Origin of the sequence: Trinickia violacea, from assembly GCF_005280735.1 — a bacterium.
Lineage (GTDB): Bacteria > Pseudomonadota > Gammaproteobacteria > Burkholderiales > Burkholderiaceae > Trinickia_A > Trinickia_A violacea.
Genome location: NZ_CP040077.1, coordinates 1,017,469 through 1,040,368 on the forward strand (window position 1 = coordinate 1,017,469; position 22,900 = coordinate 1,040,368).

Annotated in this window: 28 protein-coding genes, 1 tRNA gene and 2 pseudogenes; 15 read left to right on the forward strand and 16 right to left on the reverse strand. The window is 61.8% G+C overall.

Going from position 1 to position 22,900, the window contains the following annotated elements; translation table 11 throughout:
• Positions 1-162 precede the first annotated feature (162 nt).
• The 3 genes from FAZ95_RS04605 to FAZ95_RS04615 all read left to right on the forward strand — a co-directional run bounded on the left by FAZ95_RS04605 (position 163) and on the right by FAZ95_RS04615 (position 3,380).
• The gene (locus FAZ95_RS04605) at positions 163-1,293 is read left to right on the forward strand and encodes a porin (protein WP_137331374.1); all 1,131 of its coding nucleotides are present in this window, start codon (positions 163-165) and stop codon (positions 1,291-1,293) included.
• Positions 1,294-1,404: 111 nt separating this feature from the next.
• Positions 1,405-3,030, forward strand: a complete 1,626-nt coding sequence (locus tag FAZ95_RS04610) for a methyl-accepting chemotaxis protein (RefSeq protein ID WP_137331375.1) — start codon at positions 1,405-1,407, stop codon at positions 3,028-3,030.
• The gene (locus FAZ95_RS04615) at positions 3,027-3,380 is read left to right on the forward strand and encodes a DUF3579 domain-containing protein (RefSeq protein WP_137331376.1); all 354 of its coding nucleotides are present in this window, start codon (positions 3,027-3,029) and stop codon (positions 3,378-3,380) included. The genes FAZ95_RS04610 and FAZ95_RS04615 overlap by 4 nt, the downstream gene beginning before the upstream one ends.
• Here FAZ95_RS04615 and FAZ95_RS39910 read toward each other — a convergent pair.
• The 5 genes and pseudogenes from FAZ95_RS39910 to FAZ95_RS04640 all read right to left on the reverse strand — a co-directional run bounded on the left by FAZ95_RS39910 (position 3,341) and on the right by FAZ95_RS04640 (position 5,582).
• Positions 3,341-3,643 (reverse strand): hypothetical protein, encoded by a 303-nt coding sequence (locus tag FAZ95_RS39910; protein ID WP_254699806.1) that lies wholly within the window; start codon positions 3,641-3,643, stop codon positions 3,341-3,343. The two genes, FAZ95_RS04615 and FAZ95_RS39910, sit on opposite strands and share 40 nt — an antisense overlap.
• A gap of 119 nt (positions 3,644-3,762) precedes the next feature.
• On the reverse strand, positions 3,763-4,065 hold the full coding sequence (locus tag FAZ95_RS39915; protein WP_254699807.1) for a hypothetical protein: 303 nt from the start codon (positions 4,063-4,065) through the stop codon (positions 3,763-3,765).
• A gap of 312 nt (positions 4,066-4,377) precedes the next feature.
• A pseudogene (locus FAZ95_RS40860) lies at positions 4,378-4,455 on the reverse strand (transposase); the annotation flags it as partial.
• A gap of 436 nt (positions 4,456-4,891) precedes the next feature.
• The gene (locus FAZ95_RS40645; protein ID WP_137331377.1) at positions 4,892-5,176 is read right to left on the reverse strand and encodes a hypothetical protein; all 285 of its coding nucleotides are present in this window, start codon (positions 5,174-5,176) and stop codon (positions 4,892-4,894) included.
• Between the two features lie 118 nt (positions 5,177-5,294).
• Positions 5,295-5,582 (reverse strand): hypothetical protein, encoded by a 288-nt coding sequence (locus FAZ95_RS04640; RefSeq protein WP_137331378.1) that lies wholly within the window; start codon positions 5,580-5,582, stop codon positions 5,295-5,297.
• 615 nt (positions 5,583-6,197) lie between these two features.
• On the opposite strand from FAZ95_RS04640, the gene FAZ95_RS04645 reads away from it, so the two are divergent.
• The gene (locus FAZ95_RS04645) at positions 6,198-6,482 is read left to right on the forward strand and encodes a hypothetical protein (protein WP_137331379.1); all 285 of its coding nucleotides are present in this window, start codon (positions 6,198-6,200) and stop codon (positions 6,480-6,482) included.
• Between the two features lie 141 nt (positions 6,483-6,623).
• Positions 6,624-7,694: a S1 family peptidase gene (locus FAZ95_RS04650; RefSeq protein WP_367872227.1), complete on the forward strand. Its 1,071-nt coding sequence runs from the start codon at positions 6,624-6,626 to the stop codon at positions 7,692-7,694.
• A gap of 95 nt (positions 7,695-7,789) precedes the next feature.
• Here the strand turns inward: FAZ95_RS04650 and rpsU are convergent, their stop codons facing one another.
• Positions 7,790-8,002 (reverse strand): 30S ribosomal protein S21, encoded by a 213-nt coding sequence (rpsU, locus tag FAZ95_RS04655; RefSeq protein ID WP_137331380.1) that lies wholly within the window; start codon positions 8,000-8,002, stop codon positions 7,790-7,792.
• 426 nt (positions 8,003-8,428) lie between these two features.
• Here rpsU and FAZ95_RS04660 point away from each other — a divergent pair, with 426 nt between their 5' ends.
• Both FAZ95_RS04660 and FAZ95_RS04665 read left to right on the forward strand, forming a co-directional pair.
• Positions 8,429-8,632: a cold-shock protein gene (locus FAZ95_RS04660; RefSeq protein ID WP_137334423.1), complete on the forward strand. Its 204-nt coding sequence runs from the start codon at positions 8,429-8,431 to the stop codon at positions 8,630-8,632.
• Positions 8,633-8,820: 188 nt separating this feature from the next.
• Positions 8,821-9,045, forward strand: a complete 225-nt coding sequence (locus FAZ95_RS04665) for a hypothetical protein (protein ID WP_137331381.1) — start codon at positions 8,821-8,823, stop codon at positions 9,043-9,045.
• A gap of 63 nt (positions 9,046-9,108) precedes the next feature.
• Here FAZ95_RS04665 and FAZ95_RS04670 read toward each other — a convergent pair whose 3' ends face one another.
• The 4 genes from FAZ95_RS04670 to infA form a co-directional block, all read right to left on the reverse strand.
• Complete coding sequence (locus tag FAZ95_RS04670; RefSeq protein ID WP_137331382.1) at positions 9,109-9,324, reverse strand: hypothetical protein; 216 nt, start codon at positions 9,322-9,324, stop codon at positions 9,109-9,111.
• Positions 9,325-9,394: 70 nt separating this feature from the next.
• Positions 9,395-9,634, reverse strand: coding sequence for a hypothetical protein (locus tag FAZ95_RS04675; RefSeq protein WP_137331383.1), 240 nt, complete (start codon positions 9,632-9,634; stop codon positions 9,395-9,397).
• A 76-nt stretch (positions 9,635-9,710) separates the two neighbouring features.
• Complete coding sequence (locus tag FAZ95_RS04680) at positions 9,711-10,001, reverse strand: hypothetical protein (RefSeq protein ID WP_137331384.1); 291 nt, start codon at positions 9,999-10,001, stop codon at positions 9,711-9,713.
• Positions 10,002-10,325: 324 nt separating this feature from the next.
• Positions 10,326-10,592 carry a translation initiation factor IF-1 gene (infA, locus tag FAZ95_RS04685; protein ID WP_137331385.1) on the reverse strand — a complete coding sequence of 89 codons (267 nt, stop codon included), beginning with the start codon at positions 10,590-10,592 and terminating at the stop codon, positions 10,326-10,328.
• A 639-nt stretch (positions 10,593-11,231) separates the two neighbouring features.
• Here infA and FAZ95_RS04690 point away from each other — a divergent pair.
• The 6 genes from FAZ95_RS04690 to FAZ95_RS04715 all read left to right on the forward strand — a co-directional run bounded on the left by FAZ95_RS04690 (position 11,232) and on the right by FAZ95_RS04715 (position 16,594).
• Entirely contained in the window at positions 11,232-11,606 is a 375-nt protein-coding gene (locus FAZ95_RS04690) for a response regulator (RefSeq protein WP_254699808.1), read from the forward strand.
• Between the two features lie 403 nt (positions 11,607-12,009).
• A complete protein-coding gene (locus tag FAZ95_RS04695) occupies positions 12,010-13,158 on the forward strand; it encodes a c-type cytochrome (protein ID WP_137331386.1) in 1,149 nt (382 codons plus the stop codon).
• A 13-nt stretch (positions 13,159-13,171) separates the two neighbouring features.
• The gene (ctaD, locus tag FAZ95_RS04700; RefSeq protein WP_137331387.1) at positions 13,172-14,932 is read left to right on the forward strand and encodes a cytochrome c oxidase subunit I; all 1,761 of its coding nucleotides are present in this window, start codon (positions 13,172-13,174) and stop codon (positions 14,930-14,932) included.
• Positions 14,929-15,540 carry a cytochrome c oxidase subunit 3 gene (locus tag FAZ95_RS04705; protein ID WP_137331388.1) on the forward strand — a complete coding sequence of 204 codons (612 nt, stop codon included), beginning with the start codon at positions 14,929-14,931 and terminating at the stop codon, positions 15,538-15,540. Before ctaD ends, FAZ95_RS04705 begins: the two co-directional genes overlap by 4 nt.
• Positions 15,537-16,244 (forward strand): heme-copper oxidase subunit III family protein, encoded by a 708-nt coding sequence (locus tag FAZ95_RS04710; protein WP_137331389.1) that lies wholly within the window; start codon positions 15,537-15,539, stop codon positions 16,242-16,244. Before FAZ95_RS04705 ends, FAZ95_RS04710 begins: the two co-directional genes overlap by 4 nt.
• An 8-nt stretch (positions 16,245-16,252) precedes the next feature.
• Positions 16,253-16,594: a cytochrome C oxidase subunit IV family protein gene (locus tag FAZ95_RS04715; protein WP_137331390.1), complete on the forward strand. Its 342-nt coding sequence runs from the start codon at positions 16,253-16,255 to the stop codon at positions 16,592-16,594.
• 263 nt (positions 16,595-16,857) lie between these two features.
• Here the strand turns inward: FAZ95_RS04715 and FAZ95_RS04720 are convergent, their stop codons facing one another.
• Positions 16,858-17,415: a glycine zipper domain-containing protein gene (locus FAZ95_RS04720; protein ID WP_137331391.1), complete on the reverse strand. Its 558-nt coding sequence runs from the start codon at positions 17,413-17,415 to the stop codon at positions 16,858-16,860.
• A gap of 786 nt (positions 17,416-18,201) precedes the next feature.
• Here FAZ95_RS04720 and FAZ95_RS04730 point away from each other — a divergent pair.
• Positions 18,202-18,723 carry a hypothetical protein gene (locus FAZ95_RS04730; RefSeq protein WP_254699809.1) on the forward strand — a complete coding sequence of 174 codons (522 nt, stop codon included), beginning with the start codon at positions 18,202-18,204 and terminating at the stop codon, positions 18,721-18,723.
• 12 nt (positions 18,724-18,735) lie between these two features.
• Here the strand turns inward: FAZ95_RS04730 and FAZ95_RS40865 are convergent.
• A pseudogene (locus FAZ95_RS40865) lies at positions 18,736-18,886 on the reverse strand (IS256 family transposase); the annotation flags it as partial.
• A gap of 477 nt (positions 18,887-19,363) precedes the next feature.
• Between FAZ95_RS40865 and FAZ95_RS04735 the strand changes: the two are divergent.
• On the forward strand, positions 19,364-19,786 hold the full coding sequence (locus FAZ95_RS04735) for a DUF2244 domain-containing protein (protein WP_175425520.1): 423 nt from the start codon (positions 19,364-19,366) through the stop codon (positions 19,784-19,786).
• Between the two features lie 38 nt (positions 19,787-19,824).
• Here the strand turns inward: FAZ95_RS04735 and FAZ95_RS39920 are convergent, their stop codons facing one another.
• The 4 genes from FAZ95_RS39920 to FAZ95_RS04755 all read right to left on the reverse strand — a co-directional run bounded on the left by FAZ95_RS39920 (position 19,825) and on the right by FAZ95_RS04755 (position 22,735).
• Positions 19,825-20,034, reverse strand: a complete 210-nt coding sequence (locus FAZ95_RS39920; RefSeq protein ID WP_254699810.1) for a hypothetical protein — start codon at positions 20,032-20,034, stop codon at positions 19,825-19,827.
• 262 nt (positions 20,035-20,296) lie between these two features.
• Positions 20,297-20,381: transfer RNA gene (locus FAZ95_RS04745), tRNA-Leu, on the reverse strand.
• A 140-nt stretch (positions 20,382-20,521) separates the two neighbouring features.
• Positions 20,522-21,679 carry an ABC transporter substrate-binding protein gene (locus FAZ95_RS04750; protein WP_137331394.1) on the reverse strand — a complete coding sequence of 386 codons (1,158 nt, stop codon included), beginning with the start codon at positions 21,677-21,679 and terminating at the stop codon, positions 20,522-20,524.
• Between the two features lie 114 nt (positions 21,680-21,793).
• On the reverse strand, positions 21,794-22,735 hold the full coding sequence (locus FAZ95_RS04755; protein WP_137331395.1) for a CysB family HTH-type transcriptional regulator: 942 nt from the start codon (positions 22,733-22,735) through the stop codon (positions 21,794-21,796).
• Positions 22,736-22,900: the final 165 nt, after the last annotated feature.

Genomic DNA, 22,900 nt, shown 5'->3' on the forward strand with positions numbered 1-22,900 from the left:
GATATCACTAAGTTGTACGAATCAGACACGAAAGGAGCGTGAAGGATTGAGGTAACTAGGATTCGTCTCATCCGTTGTTCGTCGTGGCGACCGGGCAACCGGCAGGCAGTAACCGGCAGCGGACAAATCAGAAATTCAACGCAGCAATCTGAGGAGACAATCTTGAAGCAAAAGTACCTCGCGTTCGCCGTCGCAGCCGGCGCGTTCGCAGCGAGCAACGCACACGCGCAATCGAGCGTGCAGCTCTACGGTCTTATCGACCTGTCCGCCGTCGCCTACACGACGAACGCCGATAAGGCCGGCAATCACGTGATCGGCATGGGCCACGACGGCGAGCCGTGGTTCAGCGGCAGCCGCTGGGGCCTGCGCGGTGCTGAGGACATCGGCGGCGGCTCGAAGATCATCTTCACGTTGGAGAGCGAATTCGTCGCCGCGAACGGCAACATGGAAGATCCTGGTCAGCTCTTCGACCGTGACTCCTGGGTCGGTATCGAGAACCCTGTAATCGGCCAGATCACGGCCGGCTTCCAGGACACCGTTGCGAAGGACTTCTCGGGACTGTACGGCGACCCCTACACCAGCGCGGAGTTTTCGACCAAGGAAGGCGCCTACACCAACTCCAACAACTTCAAGCAACTGATCTTCTACGCGGCTGGCCCGACCGGCACGCGCTCCGAAAACGGCATCCAGTGGCGCAAGCTCTTCAGCAACGGCATCTATGCAGCCGCCGACTATCAGTTCAGCAACTCGACGCAGTTCGCCAACGGCTCGGGCTACCAGGCCGCGCTCGGCTGGAACCTTGGACCGGCCTCCTTCGGCGGCTTCTACAACCACACGAACAACGGTGGCTTCACCGATCAGACGTACTCGGTGGGCGGCGACTATCGTTTCGGCATCGGCCGCGTCAATGCCGGCTACTTCCATTACACGGGCAAGCAGGGCTCGCTGCCGGACCGGGTGGACAACGCGTGGACGGTGTCGTTCAAGCTCGCGCCGAAGGGCCCGCTGGACTATGAGCTCGGCTATCTGCAGATGCACACGAAGAACGCTGCCTACGACAGCAACGGCAACATCCCGAACGCCAACTCCGGCTTGTTCGACACGTCGGACACGACGGTGAACAACGGCTACAAGGAGACGATCTACGCGTCGACGTTCTATCACCTCTCGAAGCGCACTGAGGTGTACTTGGCTGCCGACTACATGAAGCTGCACGGCGGCTACACGGTGTCGGGAACGTTCGGCCACAACACGCAGCTCGAGGTGGCGACGGGCATCCGCACGCGCTTCTGATCCCAGGATCATCCTCCTCGCGGCACACCTCGACGGGAATGTGCTCCGATTTGCGGCGGCGGACTTGTCCGCTCGCCGCTTTTTTCTGCTCGATGCATCGAGAGGGCAACCATGTTCAGGAACGCTACCGTCCGCATGGCGCTGACGCTGACGATCGCCGGCTTCGCGGCGGCGCTGATGCTGGTGATCGCGGTGTCGGTCGCCGGCTTGCAGACCGCCAACGGCGCGCTCAAGAAAATGTATAGCGAAGAGACCGCCGCACTGCGTCACCTCACCGCGAGCAGCGAAGCCCTGCTGCACGTGCGGGTCGACCTCGGCGCGTATGAGACGCTCGTCGCGCAAGGCAAGCCCACCGCGCCCGTGCTGGCCCGCGTGCATGCGGAGCTGGCCGACAGCAATCGCGAGCTGGCGGACTATGTCGCGCTGAACCGCTCGAGCGAGGCCGAGAAGGCGCTCGCCGACGCGCTGCACACGAAGCGCAACAAGCTGTTGGGCGACGTGCTGAATCCCGAGATCGCGGCGCTGGACCAAGACGATTTCATGACCTTCCGCACGACCGAGCGGCAAGCGCCCGATGCCGTGTTCAGCGACTACAAGCGCGCTGCGCTCGCGCTCGAAGACTTCCAGATCCAGCATCAGAAGGCACGCTTCGAATCGGCGCAACAGAATTTTCAGCTACTGCTCTGGCTGTTCGGCGCGATCGGCGCGGGGGCGATCGCGCTCGGCCTCTTTGCGCGCCATGCGCTCGCCACATCGATCGTGAGGCCGATCGATGCCGCGATTCACCATTTCGAACGGATCGCTGCGGGCGACCTGACGAGCACGATCGATACGCAGCGCTCGAACGAAATGGGCCGGCTGCTCGCCGCGCTCGCGCGCATGCAAGCCGCCCTCGCAGCGGCGGTGGCGCAGGTGCGCCACGGGACAGCTGCGATCACGCATGGCGTGCGCGAGATTGCGAGCGGCAACGCGGACTTGTCGGCGCGCACCGAGCAGCAGGCGGCCACGCTCGAGGAGACCGCCTCGAGCATGGAAGAGCTGACGGCGACGGTCCGCCAGAACGCCGACAACGCGCGGCACGCCAGCGCGCTAGCCGAAAACGCCGCGCAGATCGCGGCGCGCGGCGGGGAGGCGGTGGCGAAGGTGGTCGAGGTGATCGCGGACATGTCGTCAGGCTCGATCCGCATCGTCGACATCATCGGCGTGATCGAGGGGATCGCATTCCAGACCAACATCCTCGCCTTGAACGCGGCCGTCGAGGCGGCGCGCGCCGGCGAGGAGGGACGCGGCTTTGCGGTGGTCGCGGGCGAAGTTCGCACACTCGCGCAGCGCTCGGCCGCGGCGGCGAAGGAGATCCGCGAGCTCATCGGCGATTCCGTCGCGAAGGTGCAAAACGGCTCGGAGCTCGCGGCGCGCGCCGGCGCGACCATGGGCGAGATCGTCAGCGCCGCGCGCAGCGTGACGGGTATCGTCGGCGAAATCAGTGTGGCGTCGGAGGAGCAGTCGCGCGGTATCGACCAGATCAACCGCGCGGTCTCGCAGATGGACAACGTGACGCAGCAGAACGCCGCGCTCGTCGAAGAAGCCGCAGCGGCTGCAGCGTCGCTCGACGAGCAGGCGCGCGCGCTCGACGAGGCGGTCGCGGTGTTCCGTCTGCACGACACCGGCGCGCCGGCTGCCGTCACGAATGAGCAACAGAACGGCCAGGCGTTCGCGCCGTCGCCGGCATACGCATGACGACAGCGCCCGACAACATCGAAACCTTCTGCATCAGGGGAATCACGCATCAGGGCAAGACGTTTCGTCCGGGCGACTGGGGCGAGCGCCTGATGGGCGTCATCACGCTTTACGTCGGCGAGCGGCAGCCTGGGCTGCACGTCGCGTCGACGCGGCTGGCGATGCCGGTCGTCGAGGCCGGCGTCAAATGTCTGATCGTTTGCGGCGAATTGCGGCGTGTTTGTCCCGATGCTTTCGACTTCGTCATGCGCTTCGCGCGGGATAACGCGTTGCCGGTCGAAGTACGCGTCCGGCCTCGCGATGAGGCTCCTCAGTCGGCGCTCGCGCAGATCACATTCGGTGCGGTATAGGGCGACGGATAGAAGGATTTGGGGCCGCTCAAAACGCGCAGGCGCTGCGTCGCCAGCACGTCGGCTTCCGTTTGCTCGCTGCGGGTGAGCGCGGCCGCGACGTCACCCTCTGGAAGCGATTCATTGACGGCGCATCGCAGCGTCTTGCCGGTGGCGAGCTGCACCGTCGTCACGTAGGCGTAGTCGGGTTGTGCCGCGGTCGAGCCGCCAGCCCAGAACGCGCCGACGCTCAACAGTGCGCAGGCGAGGATTTGGATTTTCATGACCTGCTCCTCCTTGGTTTTCGTCCCTGTCCATTTGACAGCGGCGGGAGCAATCGAGATCTGGCGAGCCCCGAAAATCAATTCCGCAACGTGCGACGCGTTGAGCGGACCGGCCGGCCTTAGACGGCGCTCGCGCAAATCACATTCGGCGCGGTATAGGGCGACGGATAGGCGGATTCGGGGCCGCTCAGGACGCGCAGGCGCTGCGTCGCCAGCACGTCGGCTTTCGTTTGCTCGCCGCGGGTGAGGGCGGCCGCTACGTCGCCCTTGGGAAGCGGTTCATTGACGGCGCATTGCAGCGTCTTGCCGCCGGCGAGCTGCACCGTCGTCATGTAGGCGTAGTCGGGTTGCGCGGCCACGCCGTCGGCCGCCCAGAAAGCGGCGACGCCCAGCAGTGCGCAAGTGAGGTGTCGAATCTTCATGACGTGCTCCTTATGAATCGTCTCCGCCATTTGACAGCGGCGGAGGCTTTAGAGATATGGCGCATCCTGAAACTCTCTTTTTCCGGAAATGCGCTGTTTCATGGGTAAACACAGGTTCACGAGGGGATATTCCCGGGGCGCGCGCCGAGGAAAATCGGCGGACGTCGATCGGAGGGAGTGGGATGCGGCGAAGCGTTTTTGGGGCCGGGACAGGCGGAAAGAATGGAGTCAAAAAGCAAAAAACCCGCAAAGCTTTGCGCTATCGCGGGTCGACAGGTGCTGCTGTGTTTGGTTTTGCAGCCCCATCGATGCCAGCCTGCGCTCCGACCGGATGCCGAAGCAATTGCCCACAATCAGCATACGGATCATGAGCTCTGGATCAGCCGATGGCCAAGCCATCGGCTGTAGAACCGCGTTCGAAGAGGGACGTACCTCTTCGAACGCCGCCATCGACGATTTGTCTGACTGAACGCCTTCGCAAACAGACCTCGTTTCGAATAAGCCGCTGGCCTCGGCTGTGGCGATCACTGAAGAATAGAGCGCTATTAAAGTTTCTAGCGCGGACAAATAGCTGTCCGCAATGGGGGTGACGTTCGAGAAACACGATGAGTAACCCCGCTGCGCCTTGTCTGCACATATAGGCGTTGCGCAACAGACAAAGCAACTCCTGTCGTTGTGTGCTCACGATGAATCGCCGTATCGTAAATGCGATGAGCAGCAAAAATCATCGTCGTGGCAATAAAGAAGGACAACGAATGAATCTATAGAACTTCCTTGAGCTAATGGATGAGCTCGCCGTCCGCAAGGAATGCGCACGTTGGTGCAGTCAGAGAGCGGCCAGTAACCGGAGTTGATGTTCGCTTTCGGCCCCGCGAATCAGTGCGTAGGCTCGCATCTCCATGCGCTCAAGGAGCGATATGGATTCCGAGCCGGAAAAGTCGTTCCACGCGTCGTCCGCGATTGAGGTCGGCGCGCCGCGGGCTCTCGCGAACGTTCGCAGGATAGGGCTTGCCTCGCGGCGCAGGACATGGCGGTCAGCGTTCAGAACATACGGCGGACAGCCAGCGCGTAAAACGAGATAGTACGGAAGCGCATTGCGATCACTTTGCATGGAGGCGATACCCGTGCGGAAGAATGCGTGCGTTCAGTTTCTCGCGTCGCCGTGGGCGACCGCTGCGTTTGACCGAACGAAGAAAGGCGCCGAAGGATGCTCTCTGCCAGTGGCCTTTTCACATGTCCATGACCGAAGCTCCGCTCACCTTTCCGTCGATGATGTCCATTCCCTGCTGCCGGGCGGCACGCCTTGCCATACCGAAGTCGGAGAATGCATGCGGTTGGTTCAGCCTGAAAACACGGCTTGCGGCGGAGGTTGCTATTGCGCCCGGGCGACATATCCGCACCGCAATGTCATACCCTTCGGAATAACGGGAATGTCCGTCAAAGCGACTGAATTTGCGGGCGAAGACGAGGGGATGAAGTTCGTATCCCTTATAGAGAAGAAGCGGGTGTGTCGACATATTGGTCACTCCACAGGGGACGACTCACTATACCCTGGAACGAGCAACGTAGGGCGGCGCGGAGACTGTTACCAGAATTAAATTGACCGAAGGTGACCTCGCGCGTATGTTGGATTAGGAGGTTTGCAAAGCGGATCGCTGCCCGTACATGGCGACGGCTATCGGCCTCGTTCCTCCCCCACTGTAAGTGGCGACCTCTTCAAGAACATCCACCGACAACCCCACCTGCTTGCCGCGCGATGAGGCGGACCCAGAATGCAGGCTTCGTCGCACAAGCGACGGATGCGGCCCCTATGATGTCGCGAATGTAAGGCGAGGCTGGGCAGTAACCCGCTTCGGGAGTTCAGGGCAGCGCGGTGTCGATCCAGCAGACGTAAGCGGAATGCCGGTTGAGCGAGCACTTGCCGATGTGAAGCACTAAGCTCGCTGGCGGGGCCGGCGCAAAGCCACTTTAATCACTGTCTTGCCCGTGTGCCGAGTTTCTTGCCGAGAAACCTGGTTCGGGTCTCTTCGCCTCGTTGGCGCGGCTCGTCAGGCGTTTCGGATATCGCCTTCGGCCAAATCCGCACGGCGATCAAAAAACGGCTGCGTGCCGCGGCCAGAAGGAGTTACCTGATGACAACCATTTGCCATTATCGAGGTCTCGATATTACCTTGCTCGTGTATCCCCATCGCGCGACCCAGACGGGATATGGTCACAATTACGAGGAGGGGTTCGATGCTTCGATTCGTATCAGCGAACCGGATTCCGTGATGGGCAGCCCTCGGACCCGCATATTCCGCGTGCCCGGCAAGAATCCTTTCGTGAATGCCGGCGACGCACGGCGCGCGTCCATGGCCTACGCCGAAATGTTGATCGACGGTGACGGGTCTGATCGCACCATCTTTGAATCCGCCTGAGTGGTCCAACCACAGCGGACCACGCGCCAGGATGCGCTCGCGGGCCAGCGAACAGGATGATCGGGGCAATTCGATCGTGTCTTGGAGTCGTGACTCGCGATTCCATCGGGCATTGAGATCACGGTCACATCGGGAGTGTCGATGAATTCTTACCTGACCGAGCCGGATCCCGAAGCTGGAATGAGCGAAGACGCACTTGAATTCCATCGCAGTTCTAACGGAGATAGATGGCTTCTGTGCCGCGGCGAGCACAAAGCTAACGTCGTGCGCCACGTGCCGAACGCGGCGTCGGCGGGCGTCGTATCGGAACTTGCGGTTGCGGCGTTTCTCTCATCGGAGAGGTACGGTCCCGAGCACAATGCCCTGGTTGAACTGCTCTCCGAACTCATACCGCCCAGCAGAGATCCTGCTCAGCCACATGGCGTGTCGGCGGAGTCTTCGCTATGCCCTGCGCAGCCTCAGGAGTCGCATCCCCCAGAGGCTGCCGACGCGCTGCTTCTCGCCGTGACGCGCGTGTGTACGTTTGCGCAGGAGCGTCGGCTGACCAATGCAAGCGGCTTTTTTTTCCAGCAGGGGGGACGCCTGTTTCTCGTGACCAGCCGGCACGTCATGATTGACGTGTACGGTGAGCATTTCCCCGATCGGCTGGAGATCGAGTTCCATGTCGACGCGGAGAATCTGGCTGCCGCCACGTGGGTGGCCGTTCCGTTATATGCCGCGGGGCGTCCTCTCTGGCGTCAGGGAACGGATGATGGTGGCGAGGTCGATGTAGCCGTAGTGGAGCTCGATAGGGCTGCGTTGCCGCCGGGTGCGATATTTCACGCATTCGGCCCCGGTCATCTGCCGCGTCCGGGAGATGCGATGCCGATCGGGGCGTCCCTGCTGATCGTCGGTTTTCCGCTCGGATTCCACGATTCGCTGCACCATTTGCCTGTCGTTCGGCAAGGCGTGCTGGCGTCGGCTTTTGGCCTGCGTTTTCAGGGGAAGGGCTGTTTCGTCACGGACGCACGAACCCACCGTGGCACCAGTGGAGCACCTGTTGTCCTGAGAGCACCGTCAGAAGGGAGGACGCCCGATGAACTGCCGTGGCTGCTTTTGGGCGTCCATTCTTCGAGCATTGATATGGGCGGAAGGGATGCGCATCTGGATGAGTCGCTCGGACTGAACAGCGCATGGTATGCGGATATTTTGATGGTCTTGACGGCTCACTAGCCGTGCATCTTGCTCCTCTGCCTGCCTCGGATGATGAGCGAAATTCGATTGGGCATTCGACAGGCGCGTCGGTGTGCCCGCACGACAACTTCCGGTCAGTACTGCTTTTTCGGCGGCATCGATCGTCTTATCTGTTTTCGCAATCTAGCCACAGCCGCTGCTTTTTTCCGCTTGCGCTTCGCAGTCGGCGTTTCATAAGCCATCCTGGCCCGCAGTTCCTTTATCAGACCGGTGTTCTCGATCGAACGTCGGAAGCGGCGCAACGCGACTTCCAACGGTTCGTTCAGCTTGGGCGTTACGGTAGTCAATTCTTTTCCTGGTTGTAAGTTTGCGTCGTAAATCGTCCGGACGTCCGCGGTGGTGTTCGCTGCTCTCTTCCGTCGAAGATGAATGGCATCGGATATCGTTCGACTTCCCAATCGGAGTGGTGAAGCACAGCGGTCTGCGAGCGGCCACTATACGCGTGATGCCCCGCTGCGTAACGACATTTCTCCCTCAATCCCTCCATGACGGAAGAACTCCGTGTAATTCATGCTGTTACGTCTGGTATCACGAAATCGGTTGACCAAGTCGAGCTATACGCGTATCGTCCGCCGTTGAAGTATTCAGGAAGTTCAATTGGTTCTCGTCTCATGTCCGCCACTTGCGCGGAGTTCGTTGTCCTCTTTATCCCTCTTGATGCTTCCCCGTCGCCATGTGGCGCGGGAATGAACAATTTTTTTGAGGGATTCTTCATGGATACCGGTATCGTCAAGTGGTTCAACGAAAGCAAGGGCTTTGGATTCATCACTCCGGACGCGGGCGGCGACGACCTGTTTGCGCATTTTTCGGAAATCTCGGGTGACGGATTCAAGACGTTGACTGAGAACCAGAGGGTCAGCTTCGAGACGAAGCGTGGCCCGAAGGGTCTTCAGGCATCTAACATCAAGCCGCTTTAATTCATTCAGGCGTCCGCTGTCTCAGGCATCGGACGTCGCCCAGCCGCGGGAGCGCACCGCCGGCTTTTTCAGTTCCTGCAGCGCTCCCCAGTCTGCATTCATCCCCGACTTGCTACGGCATCCAAACGAATCAGTGTCCCCGTTCCGGACAGAGGAGTCTTGCCTTCATTTCAATTCCAACGGTAATCATGCAAATTCCTGTCACCAGCCAATACCGCGGTTATGCGGTTCGGCCGTCTGCTCACTGTCTGCCGGACGGCTGTTTTTCCTCTAACGTGATGCTCAAGCGGTCCGATACCCGTTCCGGACCCATGCTTTACGAGTTTTATTCGCTCGGATATTTCAGCAGCAAAGAAGACGCGCTCGGTTATTCCGACCGATGGGCGCGCGACTGGATCGATGCGCGCGGCTGACGGCGGCCCCATCGGTTTCGAAGCGGATCACACGCTCCTCGCGCTTCGATGTATCGAGGCTCCTCAACCAAAGCGTGCGTCCAGCCACTCCTGCGCCCAGTTTTTCGCATAGGCAATGGCGTCCTCGCGGACGTTGAAGCCCGCCAGATCACCACTTAGATGAATGTCATACTCGCTGCCATCCGCACGGCTGGTGCTGATGCGGGCATGGGCCAGGTACTCGTCGTCGGCCCTGCGCGGCGTGGGGTCGATGATGAATCGGGTCGAATTGAAGTGCATTGTCTTTCCTTGCTCGGTTGCCGCGCGGCCGTGACCCTTACGAAGCGTCTGGTGGATGGGAAGCGCTGCGTCACGCGTTCAGAAGGGCCATGATCTGTCCGGCCTCACGGTCCGACTCACAGCTTGCCATGCCGCCTTTGCTCAGTAGTGCGCGAATTGACACGAACATCAGATAGGCATCCGCATCGACCTCCTGACGGCCGTCGCGGATGACGCCCTCCAGCTCGGCACGGGCGCCCAACGGCAGAAAGCTGTCGACAATGCCGGAACCGTCGCGTCGAATCCACTTCAACAGGTCATTCCTGTCCATATCAAACCTCTAATGTTGCCTGCGTGCCCTACCGCAGACGTGCGCTGATCGAGTCCGGCGTGGAACGAACCGCGAATCACAACTCCAGATCGAGGACGCTCGTGTCCTGAGAGCAGGTGTCGATGAGGTGTTCCGCATAAGCAGTCGATGCGCGCCGCGCGTCGCCTGCGTTTTGGAAGGGCTTGGCCATCGCAAGCCTGAATACTCGGCTGCGAGGCATCCCCTCTGAGCTTTCCGGCTCCTGAATACGCACGGCGGCGTCGAACCCTTCGTCGTAGTTTCGCCCGCGCCCTGGCTCGGCGGCACGATGCGGATAGACCAGCGGATACACTTCCAGTCCACGGTAGAGACGGAAACCAGTTGTCATGGGAAACCTTTAAGACCGCATCGCTGCGCGGCGGAACGGAGAAGGAGTGCGAGCGACTGAAATCAGTCGCCACACGATCGGCCGAGTTGTTCGGCCTGCGATGAAAGTGAGCGGCCCGATTCCGTTGGGAAGGGCGACGGGGGAGGCGCCGGGAGCGGTCGTGGGACAATCAACGATTCGATGCTACGCCCATTGCCGGATTTGTACAGCGAAAGTTTTCTGACTCCTGCATTGGTCGCGAAGTGGCGAAGTGAATCGACCGCGGGCATGCGCATAGTGTCATGACGCAGGCGGGGCCGCAGCCGACGTTCGCATGCCGCCGCTTCAACGACGGCGAAATGCGGGTCTTTGCGTTGCGCCACCGCTCCGCTCGTCCTTGTGTCGGAAATTGATTCTTCCTTTCGTCAAGTCATACACCGAGAGTTCCAGCGTTACGCGATCGCCAGCAAGGATGCGAATGTGATTCTTGCGGATACGGCCGGATGCGTATGCCCCTACCACCACGCCATTGTCGAGCGTGACGCGGTAGCGGCTGTCTGGCAGCACTTCGTCGACGATACCGTCGAGTTCCAGCAATTCTTCTTTTGCCATTCAAGGTTCCTAATTAATTGGCGGGACATCAGTGCGCAATGCCCCGCAGAGGAAGAAGCCACGAGCGTCGATCGACACACGCTCGCACGATAGTGGGAAGCACGTGGGGTGGTGGGCGGCCCCCGCGGCCTGGAAGTCATGGATACCGCCCTATCCGGGCGATGCGTCATTTACGCGAGGGGATTGGGTCAAACACGGCGGCCCGCAATACCGATCCGATGGGACTTGGGGCGTGTAGTGCAAGGGGCGCTTCTATCGCCGGCCTTACTGGGCGATCAGTCAAGGGAGGATTCGCTACAAACCAACGCGTGTCCTGTCGGCTTTGTGCGAAGAAGGGTAAGTGCGTATTGTAACCGAAGGCCGCCATCTGCACAGGCGCGGCCGACCGGGCCAGAAAGATCGGCTGTTGTCGCCCACACGTGCCGACGATGTGCAGTTTGGAATGTGTCAGAACGCGTGCCGGCACTGGCTAGCTTCACAGGTGTCCCCATACTGTCGCAGATGCGAATCGATGCTCGTGCTCGCAGTGCAAACGGGCGTTGGGCATGGCCCGATCAGGGAGTACATGGGAGTCCACCTTGACTGCCGGGAACGGTACTTGCGCGTTCTTCAAGTTACGCCCCCGAGCTGGCCACAGATGTGGAAACGATCCTGCTGGTTGACGATGACGCAAGAATTCTTGCTCCCCTGCAGGTACTGCTGGAGGCGGAAGGCTATCGTGTTCTTCTTGCCCTGAATGGAGAGGCGGCTGTCAGCGTGACGGATATTGAACATCCGGATCTGATTGTTACCGACTGGATGATGCCGGTGCTGGACGGCGTTGCCTTCTGCCGACGTCTTAAGGCAAACAGGGCCACCGCCCGCATTCCGGTCGTGATGCTCACCGCTGTCGTGCCGCCGGCGTCGGCAGAGGTCCTCTGGAACGCGCTGCTGAGAAAGCCGGCACCGATAGCACGTCTGATCGATGTGATTCGTGACCTCTTGGCGCTCTCAAGGAGCAGAAGGCCCCATTGAGTGCGACACTGTGATTCGCGAGGACATGGACATGTCGCGATGTGATCCGCGCCGGCAGCAAGTCGTCGTACGCACGTCGCACACGTGAACAGACCCTAAACACTCGGCGCCTTTGGGAGAGGGCCGCCTCGGCAACCAATGCTGGAGGCGGCCGTTTTGCATTGCATCGCAGCAAGTGACGCCTCCATTCGCGCGATCCGTATATGGGGCGCGCTTCCCGCTGGCGCTGTCTTGCACGATGCAGAGGAGAGGACTACCTTTGCTTTAGGGCCACTTACAATGCGCAGCGAAGCGGTCCTGGCAGAAGTGCCGGCGCAGGCAGTACGAAGTACGGCAAGGCGGCACAACGACGCCAGGAGCTTTTTTTAGCGGCCCCAGCGAGTGACGCGCAGCGAGGTGACCTATGTCGCTTGCGATTGCCCTGTTCCTGATCATCGTATTGGCGGTGGGGTTTCACTTTGCCAGTCCCTGGTGGATCACGCCGATCGCCTCGAACTGGGTGCGCATGGACGACATGCTGACGATCACGCTCGTCATTACCGGCGTGTTCTTCATCGCGATCAACCTGTTCATCGTGATCGCACTGGTGCGCTACCGCCACCGCAGGGGGCATCGCGCTGCTTACGAGCCGCACAACAGGCGGCTGGAATGGTGGCTGATCGGCCTGACCGCTGTCGGCGTGGCAGCGTTGCTGGCACCGGGGCTCTTCGTCTACGCCGACTTTGTACGGCCGCCGCCCAACGTGCTGCAGATGGAAGTGTTCGGCCAGCAATGGCAGTGGCGCTTCCGCTTTGCCGGCCCCGGTGGCAAGCTGGGCACAACGGACGTGCGCTACATCAGCGACGACAACCCTTTCGGCCTGAACCCCGCCGACCCCAACGGCCGTGACAACTACCTGATCGACACGCCCGAGGTGCACCTGCCGCTCAACCGGCCGATCCAGGTCCTGACACGGTCGCGCGACGTGCTGCACGACTTCTACGTACCGGCGTTCCGTGCGCGCATGAACATGGTGCCCGGCATGGTGACCACCTTCTGGTTCACGCCGACCAAGGCAGGGCGGTACGACATCCTGTGCGCGCAGCTTTGCGGTATCGGGCACTCCAACATGCGCGGCGTGGTGGTGGTGGAAGACGAAGCATCGTTTTCGCGCTGGCTGGCGCAGCAGAGCACGTTCGCGCAGCGGCAGCAGGCCAAGGTGCAGGCCGCATCCGCCGCTGCAGGCGGCGGCGCCAAGGCGCTTGCTGACCAGGGCAAGACGCTCGCAGAGGGCAAGGGCTGCTTCGCCTGCCATACCGTGGACGGCAGTCCGCGCGTGGGCCCCACGTGGAAGGGCCTCTACGGCAAGACCGAAACGATGGCCGACGGCAGCACCGCGAAGGTGGACGAAGCCTATCTGCGCGCCTTCATTCGCAACCCGAAGGCACGCGTCGTGAAGGGCTTCGCCCCCATCATGCCGACCTTCGACCTGAGCGAGCAGGAGCTGACCGCGCTGGTGGCCTACATCGAATCGCAAGGCGGCCCGGCCGCCAGCAGCGCAGCCAATCCCTAGCGGAGCAGACGCAATGCCTTACGCCCACACCGACCACGGCCCACAAAGCTTCTGGACCCGCTATGTCTGGAGCCAGGACCACAAGGTCATCGCCGTGCAGTATTCGCTGACGGCCATCGTCATCGGTCTCGTCGGTCTTGTGCTGTCGGACCTGATGCGGTTGCAGCTCGGCTTTCCGGGCAAGTTCAGTTTCATCGACGCCAGCCACTACTACCAGTTCGTCACCATGCACGGGATGATCATGGTGATTTACCTGCTGACGGCGCTGTTTCTGGGCGGCTTCGGCAACTACCTGATTCCGCTGATGCTGGGCGCGCGCGACATGGTGTTCCCGTTTCTCAACATGCTGAGCTACTGGGTCTACCTGCTGGCCGTGCTCGTGCTGGTGGCGAGCTTCTTCGTGCCGGGCGGGCCGACCGGCGCGGGCTGGACGCTGTATCCACCCCAGGCCATCCTGCCGGGCACGCCGGGCGTGGAATGGGGCATCATTTTGATGCTGGTGTCGCTGGCGATCTTCATCGTCGCGGCAACGATGGGCGGCTTGAATTACGTCACCACCACGCTGCAGGCTCGCACGCGCGGCATGACGCTCATGCGCATGCCGCTCACGGTGTGGGGCATCTTTACCGCGACCATCCTGGCGCTCCTGGCGTTTCCGGCGCTGTTCGTGTCGGCGGTGATGATGCTGCTCGACAGGACACTCGGCACCAGTTTCTTCATACCGGCCGTGGTGTCGATGGGGCAGACCCTCAAGCATGCCGGCGGCAGCCCGTTGCTGTTCCAGCACCTGTTCTGGTTCTTCGGGCATCCGGAGGTCTACATCGTCGCGCTGCCGGCCTTTGGCATCGCGTCGGACCTCATCAGCACGCACGCGCGCAAGAGCATCTTCGGCTACAAGATGATGGTGTGGGCGATCGTCGCCATCGGTGCGCTGAGCTTCGTGGTCTGGGCGCACCACATGTTCGTCGCCGGAATGAATCCGTATTTCGGCTTCTTCTTTGCCACCACCACGCTCATCATCGCCATCCCGACCGCCCTCAAGGTCTACAACTGGGTGCTGACGCTGTGGCGCGGCGATATCCACCTGACCGTGCCGATGCTGTTTGCCATCGGCTTCATCAGCACCTTCGTCCTGGGAGGGCTGACCGGGCTCTATCTCGGCAACGTGAGCGTGGACATTCCGCTGTCGAACACGTACTTCGTGGTGGCGCACTTCCATATGGTGATGGCCGTGTCGCCGATTCTGGTGGTGTTTGGCGGCATCTACCACTGGTATCCGAAGGTGACGGGCCGCATGCTCAACGACACGGTCGGGCGCGTGCACTTCTGGGTCACCTTCCTCGGCACCTATGCGATCTACTTCCCGATGCACTATCTCGGCATCCTGGGCATGCCGCGGCGGTATTACCAGTATGAGGGCTACAGCTTCATTCCACACTCGGCACAGACGCTCAACACGTTCATCACCGTCATTGCGCTGATTGTTGCGGCGGCGCAGTTGCTGTTCTTGTACAACCTGGCGTCGAGCCTGGTGCGCGGCAAGCGTGCCGACGGCAACCCGTGGCGGGCCACCACGCTGGAATGGCAGACGCCGCAAACGCCGCCAGTGCACGGCAACTGGGGCGCCGCGCTGCCCGTCGTCTACCGCTGGGCGTACGAATACAGCCCGCCGGGGCACGAGGAAGACTTCGTCCCGCAAAACCAGCCGCCTGAGACGGCGCCTGAACCGGCACCGGCCAACCCGATGCTTCAACCCGGCGAGGCACGCGAATGACCACACTGCGCCGCTCCTTCGTTCCTGACGCGCCACCTGTCTTGCCGAATGCGAGCCGCATCGGCCTTATGGTCTTCATGGCGGTGGCAACGACATTGTTTTCGCTGCTGCTGCTCGCCTATGCAATGCGTATGCGTGAGCCCGACTGGCAGCCGATCCCGCATCCGGCGCTGCTGTGGTGGAACACCGGCGCGCTGGTGCTGGCAAGCATCGCCATGCAGCGTGCCCGGCAGATCACCTCACACCGCGCGGCGTGGCTGGTGTCCGGCGGTGTGCTGGCGGCCGTGTTCGTGATCGGACAACTGACCGTCTGGCGCATGCTGTCGGCGGCCGGGCAGACCGTCACCATCAATCCTTCCAATAGCTTCCTCTACGTGCTCACCGGCCTGCACGGGTTGCATGTGCTGGGCGGGTTGGTGGCCTGGGCGGTGACGATCGCGCGTCTCCAGCGCGGGGACCCCTTCCGGGCCCAGCGCGCCATCGCGCTGTGCGCCATCTACTGGCATTTCCTGCTGGCTGTCTGGCTCGTGCTGCTGGCGGCGATGTGGTGGATCACCCCTGGGTTCGTCGCAGCCATCTGCGGGCCGCTCTATGGAGCTGCGCCATGACCACGCCCACGCTCCCGACCGAATCCGCTGTCACCACGCCCACCGACGCTGGGCCTGACGGCTGGCACGGCATCGTCATGGACTGGTCGGCCGACCGCCAAGCCTTCAAGGTGCCGTGGGGCAAGGCGATGATGTGGATCTTCCTGCTCTCGGACACCTTCATCTTCAGCAGCTTCCTGATCGGCTACATGACGGTGCGCATGTCGACCACGGTGCCGTGGCCTGACCCTTCCAAGGTGTTCGGGCTTACCGTGTTCGGCGTGGATGTGCCCTTGCTGCTGATCGCCATCATGACGTTCATCCTGATCAGCAGCAGCGGCACCATGGCGATGGCTGTCAACTTTGGCTACCGACGCGACGCAAAGCGCGCCGCCGCACTGTTGCTGGCGACCGCGCTGCTGGGCGCGACTTTCGTGTCGATGCAGGCCTTCGAATGGACCAAGCTGATCGTCCATGAAGGTATCCGCCCCTGGGGCAACCCGATAGGCGCGGCGCAGTTTGGCGCGTGCTTCTTCATGATCACCGGGTTCCACGGCTTTCACGTGAGCTGCGGTGTAATCTACCTGCTGCTGATCGCACGCAAGATCCTGCAGCCGGGGTTCACCGAGCACGGCAACTTCCAGATCGTAGAGATTGCTGGCCTGTACTGGCACTTCGTCGACCTGGTGTGGGTGTTTATCTTTGCGCTGTTCTATTTGTGGTGATGCAGACCATGGACTACACCGATCCCGCCCATCAACCCGACGCCGCGCACGGCCAGCAGCATCCGATCGGCATCTACCTGAAGATCTGGGGCCTGCTGTTCGTACTGAGCACGATGTCGTACATGGTGGATTACTTCCACGTGCAGGGCCTGCTGCGCTGGGTGCTGATCGTCGTGCTCATGATCGCCAAGGCCGGGCTGATCGTGTCGATCTTCATGCACATGATGTGGGAGCGGCTGGCGCTGGTGTACGCCATTCTGACACCGCCCCTGTGCCTGCTGGTGCTGCTGGTGCTAATGGCTGCCGAAGCGCATCACACCTTCGGCATGCGGGAACTCTTCTTCCACTGATCCGTGCGCCGTCCACCAGCTCGAAGCTCAACAGCAGCCGTAGTGGCGGAACAGCTCGGTTGCGCGCGCGTGCTCGGGGTGCTCCGGCAGACCCCTGACTAAACGGCCAGTCACGTCTCAAGAATCTCGATGCCGTTTTCGGCACACCTATTCGCATGGGGCATGCCTGGAACGCACCGCTCTGAATACAAAACGACCCGACAAATGCCGGGCCGTTTTTGTTTCCTGGCTCGCTGAAAATCTCGACGAAAAACACCTTCAAATCAGGCGTGCTTCTCACTGAATTCGTTGAGCGGCACAGGCTGCTTGAGCGGATCGAAGTCGGCCCACCGCCCTTGTTGCCAGCGGCCGGTCGCGCGTTCGATCGCCGCGCCTCCCGCATCGCGCAGCACCCGTGCGGCGTCCAACTGGCTGTCCGGCGACACGTGTACGGCCACCAGCACGCCGGAATCACGGGTTTCTTCGTTGCTGACTTCACGCGTGCGCATCATGGCGCCGACCAATGAACCGACATATGCACTCACCCCGGCCGCGATCAGCGACATGATAAGCGGCGCCGAAAACGCCGCGAAGATCCCGACGCCGAACACGGCGCCAACCGCTGCGCCAATCGTGATGCCCATCTCGGCACCCTTCGGCGCCTCCCTCGCGTTTGCGTCGGCGCTGACATCGCCGCCGGGCCGAAAACGTGCGTGCTGGCCGATCGGATTGACGAAAAACAGTGTGACGTCCTCCTCGACAAAACCGGCATTGAAAAGCCGTTGCGCCGCGTCTTCAGCGGCGGGGAATGTCGTAAAGCGTGCTGCGACGATGAGTGACATGTGTCCTCCTTCCATCGTTGACTAGCGGTTACAGACTACGCCACCCCACCGTACCCGCGCCGACACAGAGGTGCATGCGGTGGCACGCGCCGGCACTATGCCGTGGTGCCGCGATCGGGTTCCATGCCGTCCACCCTGGACAGTCCGCTATGTAACACTACTCCTTTGCCGCCGTTCTGGTCGATCGCTTCCGCGCAAACCGAACGGATAGGATTGCGGCCGTTGTCGAAAGCAGCCATTAAGGCGGATTCCGGCGCGGAAAGCGCCGCGCCGGTTGCCGCCAGATGACCGTCGAAGAAACACTTTGGTTTCTCATCGTCGGCGCTGTGCTGGTCCGGAGCATTACCTCAGGGGAACGAGCTTCCAGTGTCCTGTACTTCCAGCAGCATGTCGTCGACGTCGAGCTAGATCGAGCAGTCGCTTTCTAACGGAGGCGGCTTGTATTGTTCGTCAAAGCGTCGCCTGACGGAAGCCCTAGCCGGTCCCGGAACGTCCTGCGTTGGGCCGTGTCCATCGCGGCGTAGCGAAGGATCCGTGGTTTCGCAGGCATTTGATCCTCCACTGCGAACTAAACGATTAATTATCGATCCGCTGACATGTCTGCCGCGACCAACAACTGACGTGCCTCAAGGGTCTCTTGCACATACAGTTCATCACGCCACGTCGTCGCCAGAACGAGGATCATCCGTCGGGGTGGCGATAGCCATGCGGCGCTATCAGTCTCGCGAGATGGAGGACTAGAATGAATTATCCGCATCAATCGGGAGAGAAATTGTGGAACTTCACATGGATTCCCATCATTTCACACGCGGCCAGCCTGACTGGCGGGCCGCCGTGCTGGCTGGCGTCATCGCGGGCGTCGTGTTCCTGGCGTTAGGGGTTATCCTGATGGCACTGATGGCGGGCGCAAGTCTGCTGGAGCCTCCACGCATGGTCGCCGCGATCATGCTGGGACGAGGCGCATTGCAATCGCCGCAAGCATTCTCAATTGGCATCGTGCTCGCGGCCTTTGTGGTGCATTTTGCCCTTGCCATCGTATTCGCGCTTATCCTCGGTCTGATCATGGCGTCATTCAACCTTGACTCGAGCATGGGGATGGCTTCACTGACGGGTGGCGCTTTCGCTGCAGCCGTTTACCTGATTAATTTCTACGGCATGACAACGTTTTTTCCGTGGTTCGCAGAAGCACGCAACTGGGCCAGCCTGTTCTCTCACATCGTCTTCGGTATCGTGGCGGCGAACATGTACATGAGACTGGAGCGCAACACATCCCGCGGGGTCAAGGCGGACGCGGGCGGCCCATCGTAGTCCGGTGCCGTGTTGATCGACCGGTCTCCAGAGCAGAAAAGGCTCGCCGTCTCTGAAGGCAATGCCTGCGAGCAACGGCTTGATCTTTTCGGGGCCGTCGATGGGGTGCCACGTTTTTCTCCCATTTGCGCGTGCGCGTGGTTCGATGACGGACGATCGCGAACACAAGGAAATGCGGCGCCAGGTTTTCTTGGGTTCCTCGATCAGCTTGAATACCAGCCGTCCAAACGCTTGACCGGCCTGAAGTCGTCACGCGGATTTTGCCGAACCGGCTTTCGACCGACGAAAGCGACCGGTTGGGGCGCAACAGGCGACGCGCAAGGCGGCGCTGGAGAACCGCGGCGCGGCGGCGCAAGCCGCCGCGCTGAGCCGCATTCTCGGGGCGTTGGCCGACCGGATCGCCGCGTCGGTCGTCGCGCGCTGACAAGCTGGGAATGCCGATACATCCCGTCATTCGACGAGGGGCGGCGTCTCGAACGTGTGATACTTACGGAGGCAGAGCGGGCAGCGCGGCACGCCCATTGCGCGTCACGAATGGCTCCACGACGCGGGACTTTCGATCATGTACGCATACTTCAGGCGGTCGTACGGGCCTGGCTCTTTCGGCGGCGAGGGAGGTGTGCCGAGTCGCGAGTGGCGCATGAAGCGCAACTGCTCCCTCACGCCGCGGCAGTCGCTCGCCGCGACTGTGTTCCTCATGGCGCTCGGCCTCGCGATCGGCGTGATAGCGGCATTCGCATTCGGCGCGTGGCTCGCGCTGCCCTTCTCGGTGCTTTGCGCCGTTTCCGTCGGCATCGCCTTTATCGCCTACTCCAGGCACGCGACGGACGGCGAAGTGCTGACGTTCGCGCCCCCGTTCGTGATCGTCGAAGTACACGAGCGCGGACGCCGCACGTTGCATCGGATGAATGCTGCCCGCTTGGCCGTGTCTCTCGGCGACAGCGACGGCGCCGTCTACCTTTGCGACGGCTGGCAGCGTATTCCCGTCGGAAGGCAACTGCCTGCCGCCGCCCGCGCGGAGTTCGTGCGTCAATTGCGCCGCTATATCGTGGCCGGCTGTTGACATGCCGGCCGATGATCGCCCGGCATGTCTGATCGGCCTCACAGCAACACGCCGAGCGCCCCGACGATGCCGATGCCGCACGCGATGCTCACGCCAATGATCGGCGCCACGCGAAATGCGCCGCGCACTCGCTCTGCAGCGGGCAGCACAGTGCCGCTCGCCAGCGCGATCAGCTGTCCTGCAACCAACGGCAGCAGCAAAGCGTTGAGCACCTGGGCGGCGATGTTGAGCGACAGAGGGTCCGGCACGCGCGCAACGAACACCGCACTGCGATCACCGTTGACCCGGTAGAACCATCGCGCCTCGAACGGATGCAGGACCAGTGAACGGCGCTAGCCCGCGATTTCACCGAAGCCCCACGCGAGGGCGAGGGACGACACAAGCGCCGCCACCATCGTGGCGCCGAGCGCGCGCATACGTCGGCGCGGATTCTCAGGGAATAAAAAACCCCGTAAGACCTTGATCTTACGGGGTTTTTTGGAATGCTGCGGCTCTTGCCGGAACATTTTCTGGTGCCCAGGGCCGGAATCGAACCGGCACGCCTTGCGGCGGGGGATTTTGAGTCCCCTGCGTCTACCAATTTCACCACCTGGGCTTATTCTCGATCGCCGTGCTTATGGACCACGCTTACGGTCGCGCATGACGGAAGACGGCGATTATGTCGGAAAACGGCGAAACGAGCAAGTTCGCCGGTTTGCACCCTCCGGCGCGGGGCCGAAGGGCGCTCGGGCCCACTCACTGGCTCAAGTAGACAAACTTCCCATTCTTGATGACACCCATCACGCTCGCGCGCTGATCGAGCCCGACGTGATCCTTCGCGCTCGTATTGACGACCCCGTTCGGCGCCACGAGCTCATGCGCGTTCTCGAGTTCCTGGCGCAACGCGACGCGAAACGCGGGCGTGCCGGGCTGCGCGGTTTTCAGCGCCCGCGCGACCGCGTCCTGAAGCCGCGGATAGACGCCCGCCGCGTCCCCGGCGAACTGCGTGACGGTGTCGGGCCCGTACTTCGCCTCGTAGGCATCGACGAACGCGAGCGCCGCCTTTTTCGCCGGATGATCGGCCGGCAGCGTGCGCGCGACCACGACCGGCTGCGTCGGAAACAGCGTCCCTTCGACATCCTTGCCGCCCAGCTTGATGAACTCGGGCGTCGCGATGCCGTGCGTCTGATAAATCGGCCCCTTGAAGCCGCGCTCCACGAGCGTGCGTTGCGGCAGCACGGCCGGCGTGCCCGCGCCCGCGATCAGGATCGCGTCGGGCTTCGCCGCCATCAGCTTGAGCACCTGCCCGGTCACGCTGGTATCGGTACGGTTGAAGCGCTCGCTCGCGACGATCTTGATGTGCCGCAGCTCAGCGAACTTCGAAAACTCGTTGAGCCAGCTATCGCCGTAGCTGTCGGCAAAACCGATGAAGCCCACGGTCTTCACGTTGTGGTTCGACATGTAGCGCGTCATCACGTCGGCCATTGCGCTGTCGGTCTGCGCCATCTTGAACGCCCACATGCGCTTGCCTTCCTGAGGCTCCACCACCGACGCCGAGCCGATCAGCGTGATCATCGGCGTCTGGTATTCGGAGACCGGATCGAGCGCTGCAAGCGCCGCCGGCGTGACGTTGGGCCCGACGATCACGTCGACCTTGTCTTCGGTCACGAACTTGCGGATGTTGCGCACGGCGGCGCCCGGGTCCGAGCCGTCGTCGAGGATCAGGTATTGCGCGTTCTGGCCGGCGATCGTCTTCGGCCACATCAGCATCGCGTTCTTGCTCGTGATGCCGATCGTGGCGGCGGGGCCGGTCGTGGACAGGTCGATGCCGACTTTGATATCGGCGTGCGCGGCAGCGCTCAGTGCGAGCGCGGCCAGCGCGAGCGCACCGCGCAGTTTCTGGGACAACGCCATGTAGGTCTCCGGACTAAGGATGCGAAAAGGATGCGAAACGCGGGAAATGAAAGCAGAAGACAAAAAGCGCTGCATTGAGGCCGCAACCCCCCCGGAAGCCGCGGCCCTCGAGCCTCAAAGCTCGTAGCTTTCGTGCTCGCCCTTCAACGCCTGTTCGATCAGCTTGCGATTGAGCGTCGGCGACAGCAGCTCGACGAGCGTATACACATAGCTGCGCAAATACGCGCCCTGCTTGAGCGCGACGCGTGTGACGTTGCTGCCGAACAGGTGGCCGACCGGCATCGCCCGCAGGTGCCGGTCGCGCTCGCCGTTGAACGCGATGTCGGCCATGATGCCGACGCCGAGCCCGAGCTCGACATAAGTCTTGATGACATCGGCGTCGATCGCCTCGAGCACGATGTCCGGCACGAGGCCGCGCAACTGGAACGCGTGGTTGATCTTCGAGCGGCCCGCAAACGCGTTGTCGTAGGTAATCAGCGGAAACTGCGCGAGATCGTTCAGCGACAGCAGCTTGCGCTCGAGCAGCGGGTGGTCGGCAGGCATGACCGCCACGTGGTGCCACTGGAAGCAGGGCAGCGACACCAGCTCCTTGTAGCCCGCGATCGCCTCGGTCGCGATCGCGAGGTCGGCCTGATCGTGCATGACCATTTCGGCGACCTGGGTCGGGCTCCCTTGCAGAATCGAAAGGTGGACCTTCGGGAAGCGCTTCTTGAATTCGGCGATCGCGGCAGGCAGCGAGTAGCGAGCCTGCGTGTGGGTGGCGGCGATCACGAGATTGCCCTGGTCCTGCGCGGCGAAATCCTTGCCGACGCGTTTCAGGCTCTCAACCTCCTGAAGAATGCGCTCGACCGACGCCAGGATGATCCGCCCAGGCTCCGTCAGCGACCGCACGCGCTTGCCGTGGCGCGTGAAGATTTCGACGCCGAGCTCGTCCTCGAGCTCGATGATCGCTTTCGACACCCCTGGCTGCGACGTATACAGCGCCTTGGCCGCTTCGGTCAGGTTGAAGTTCTGGCGGACGGCCTCGCGGACGAAGCGAAACTGGTGCAGGTTCATTTATAACCCTTCCGCATATGCAAACAAGTTTTTAGTCGTTTGAAATATAAGGCCAGTTTATTACGATCACCGCAGGTTTTTCAATATCGATATCTGTATTTGTCATTAGCAAATGAGCAGGCGGTCTAAACGGCCGACGCGTTTGCGAATCGACAGCTGTTTCGG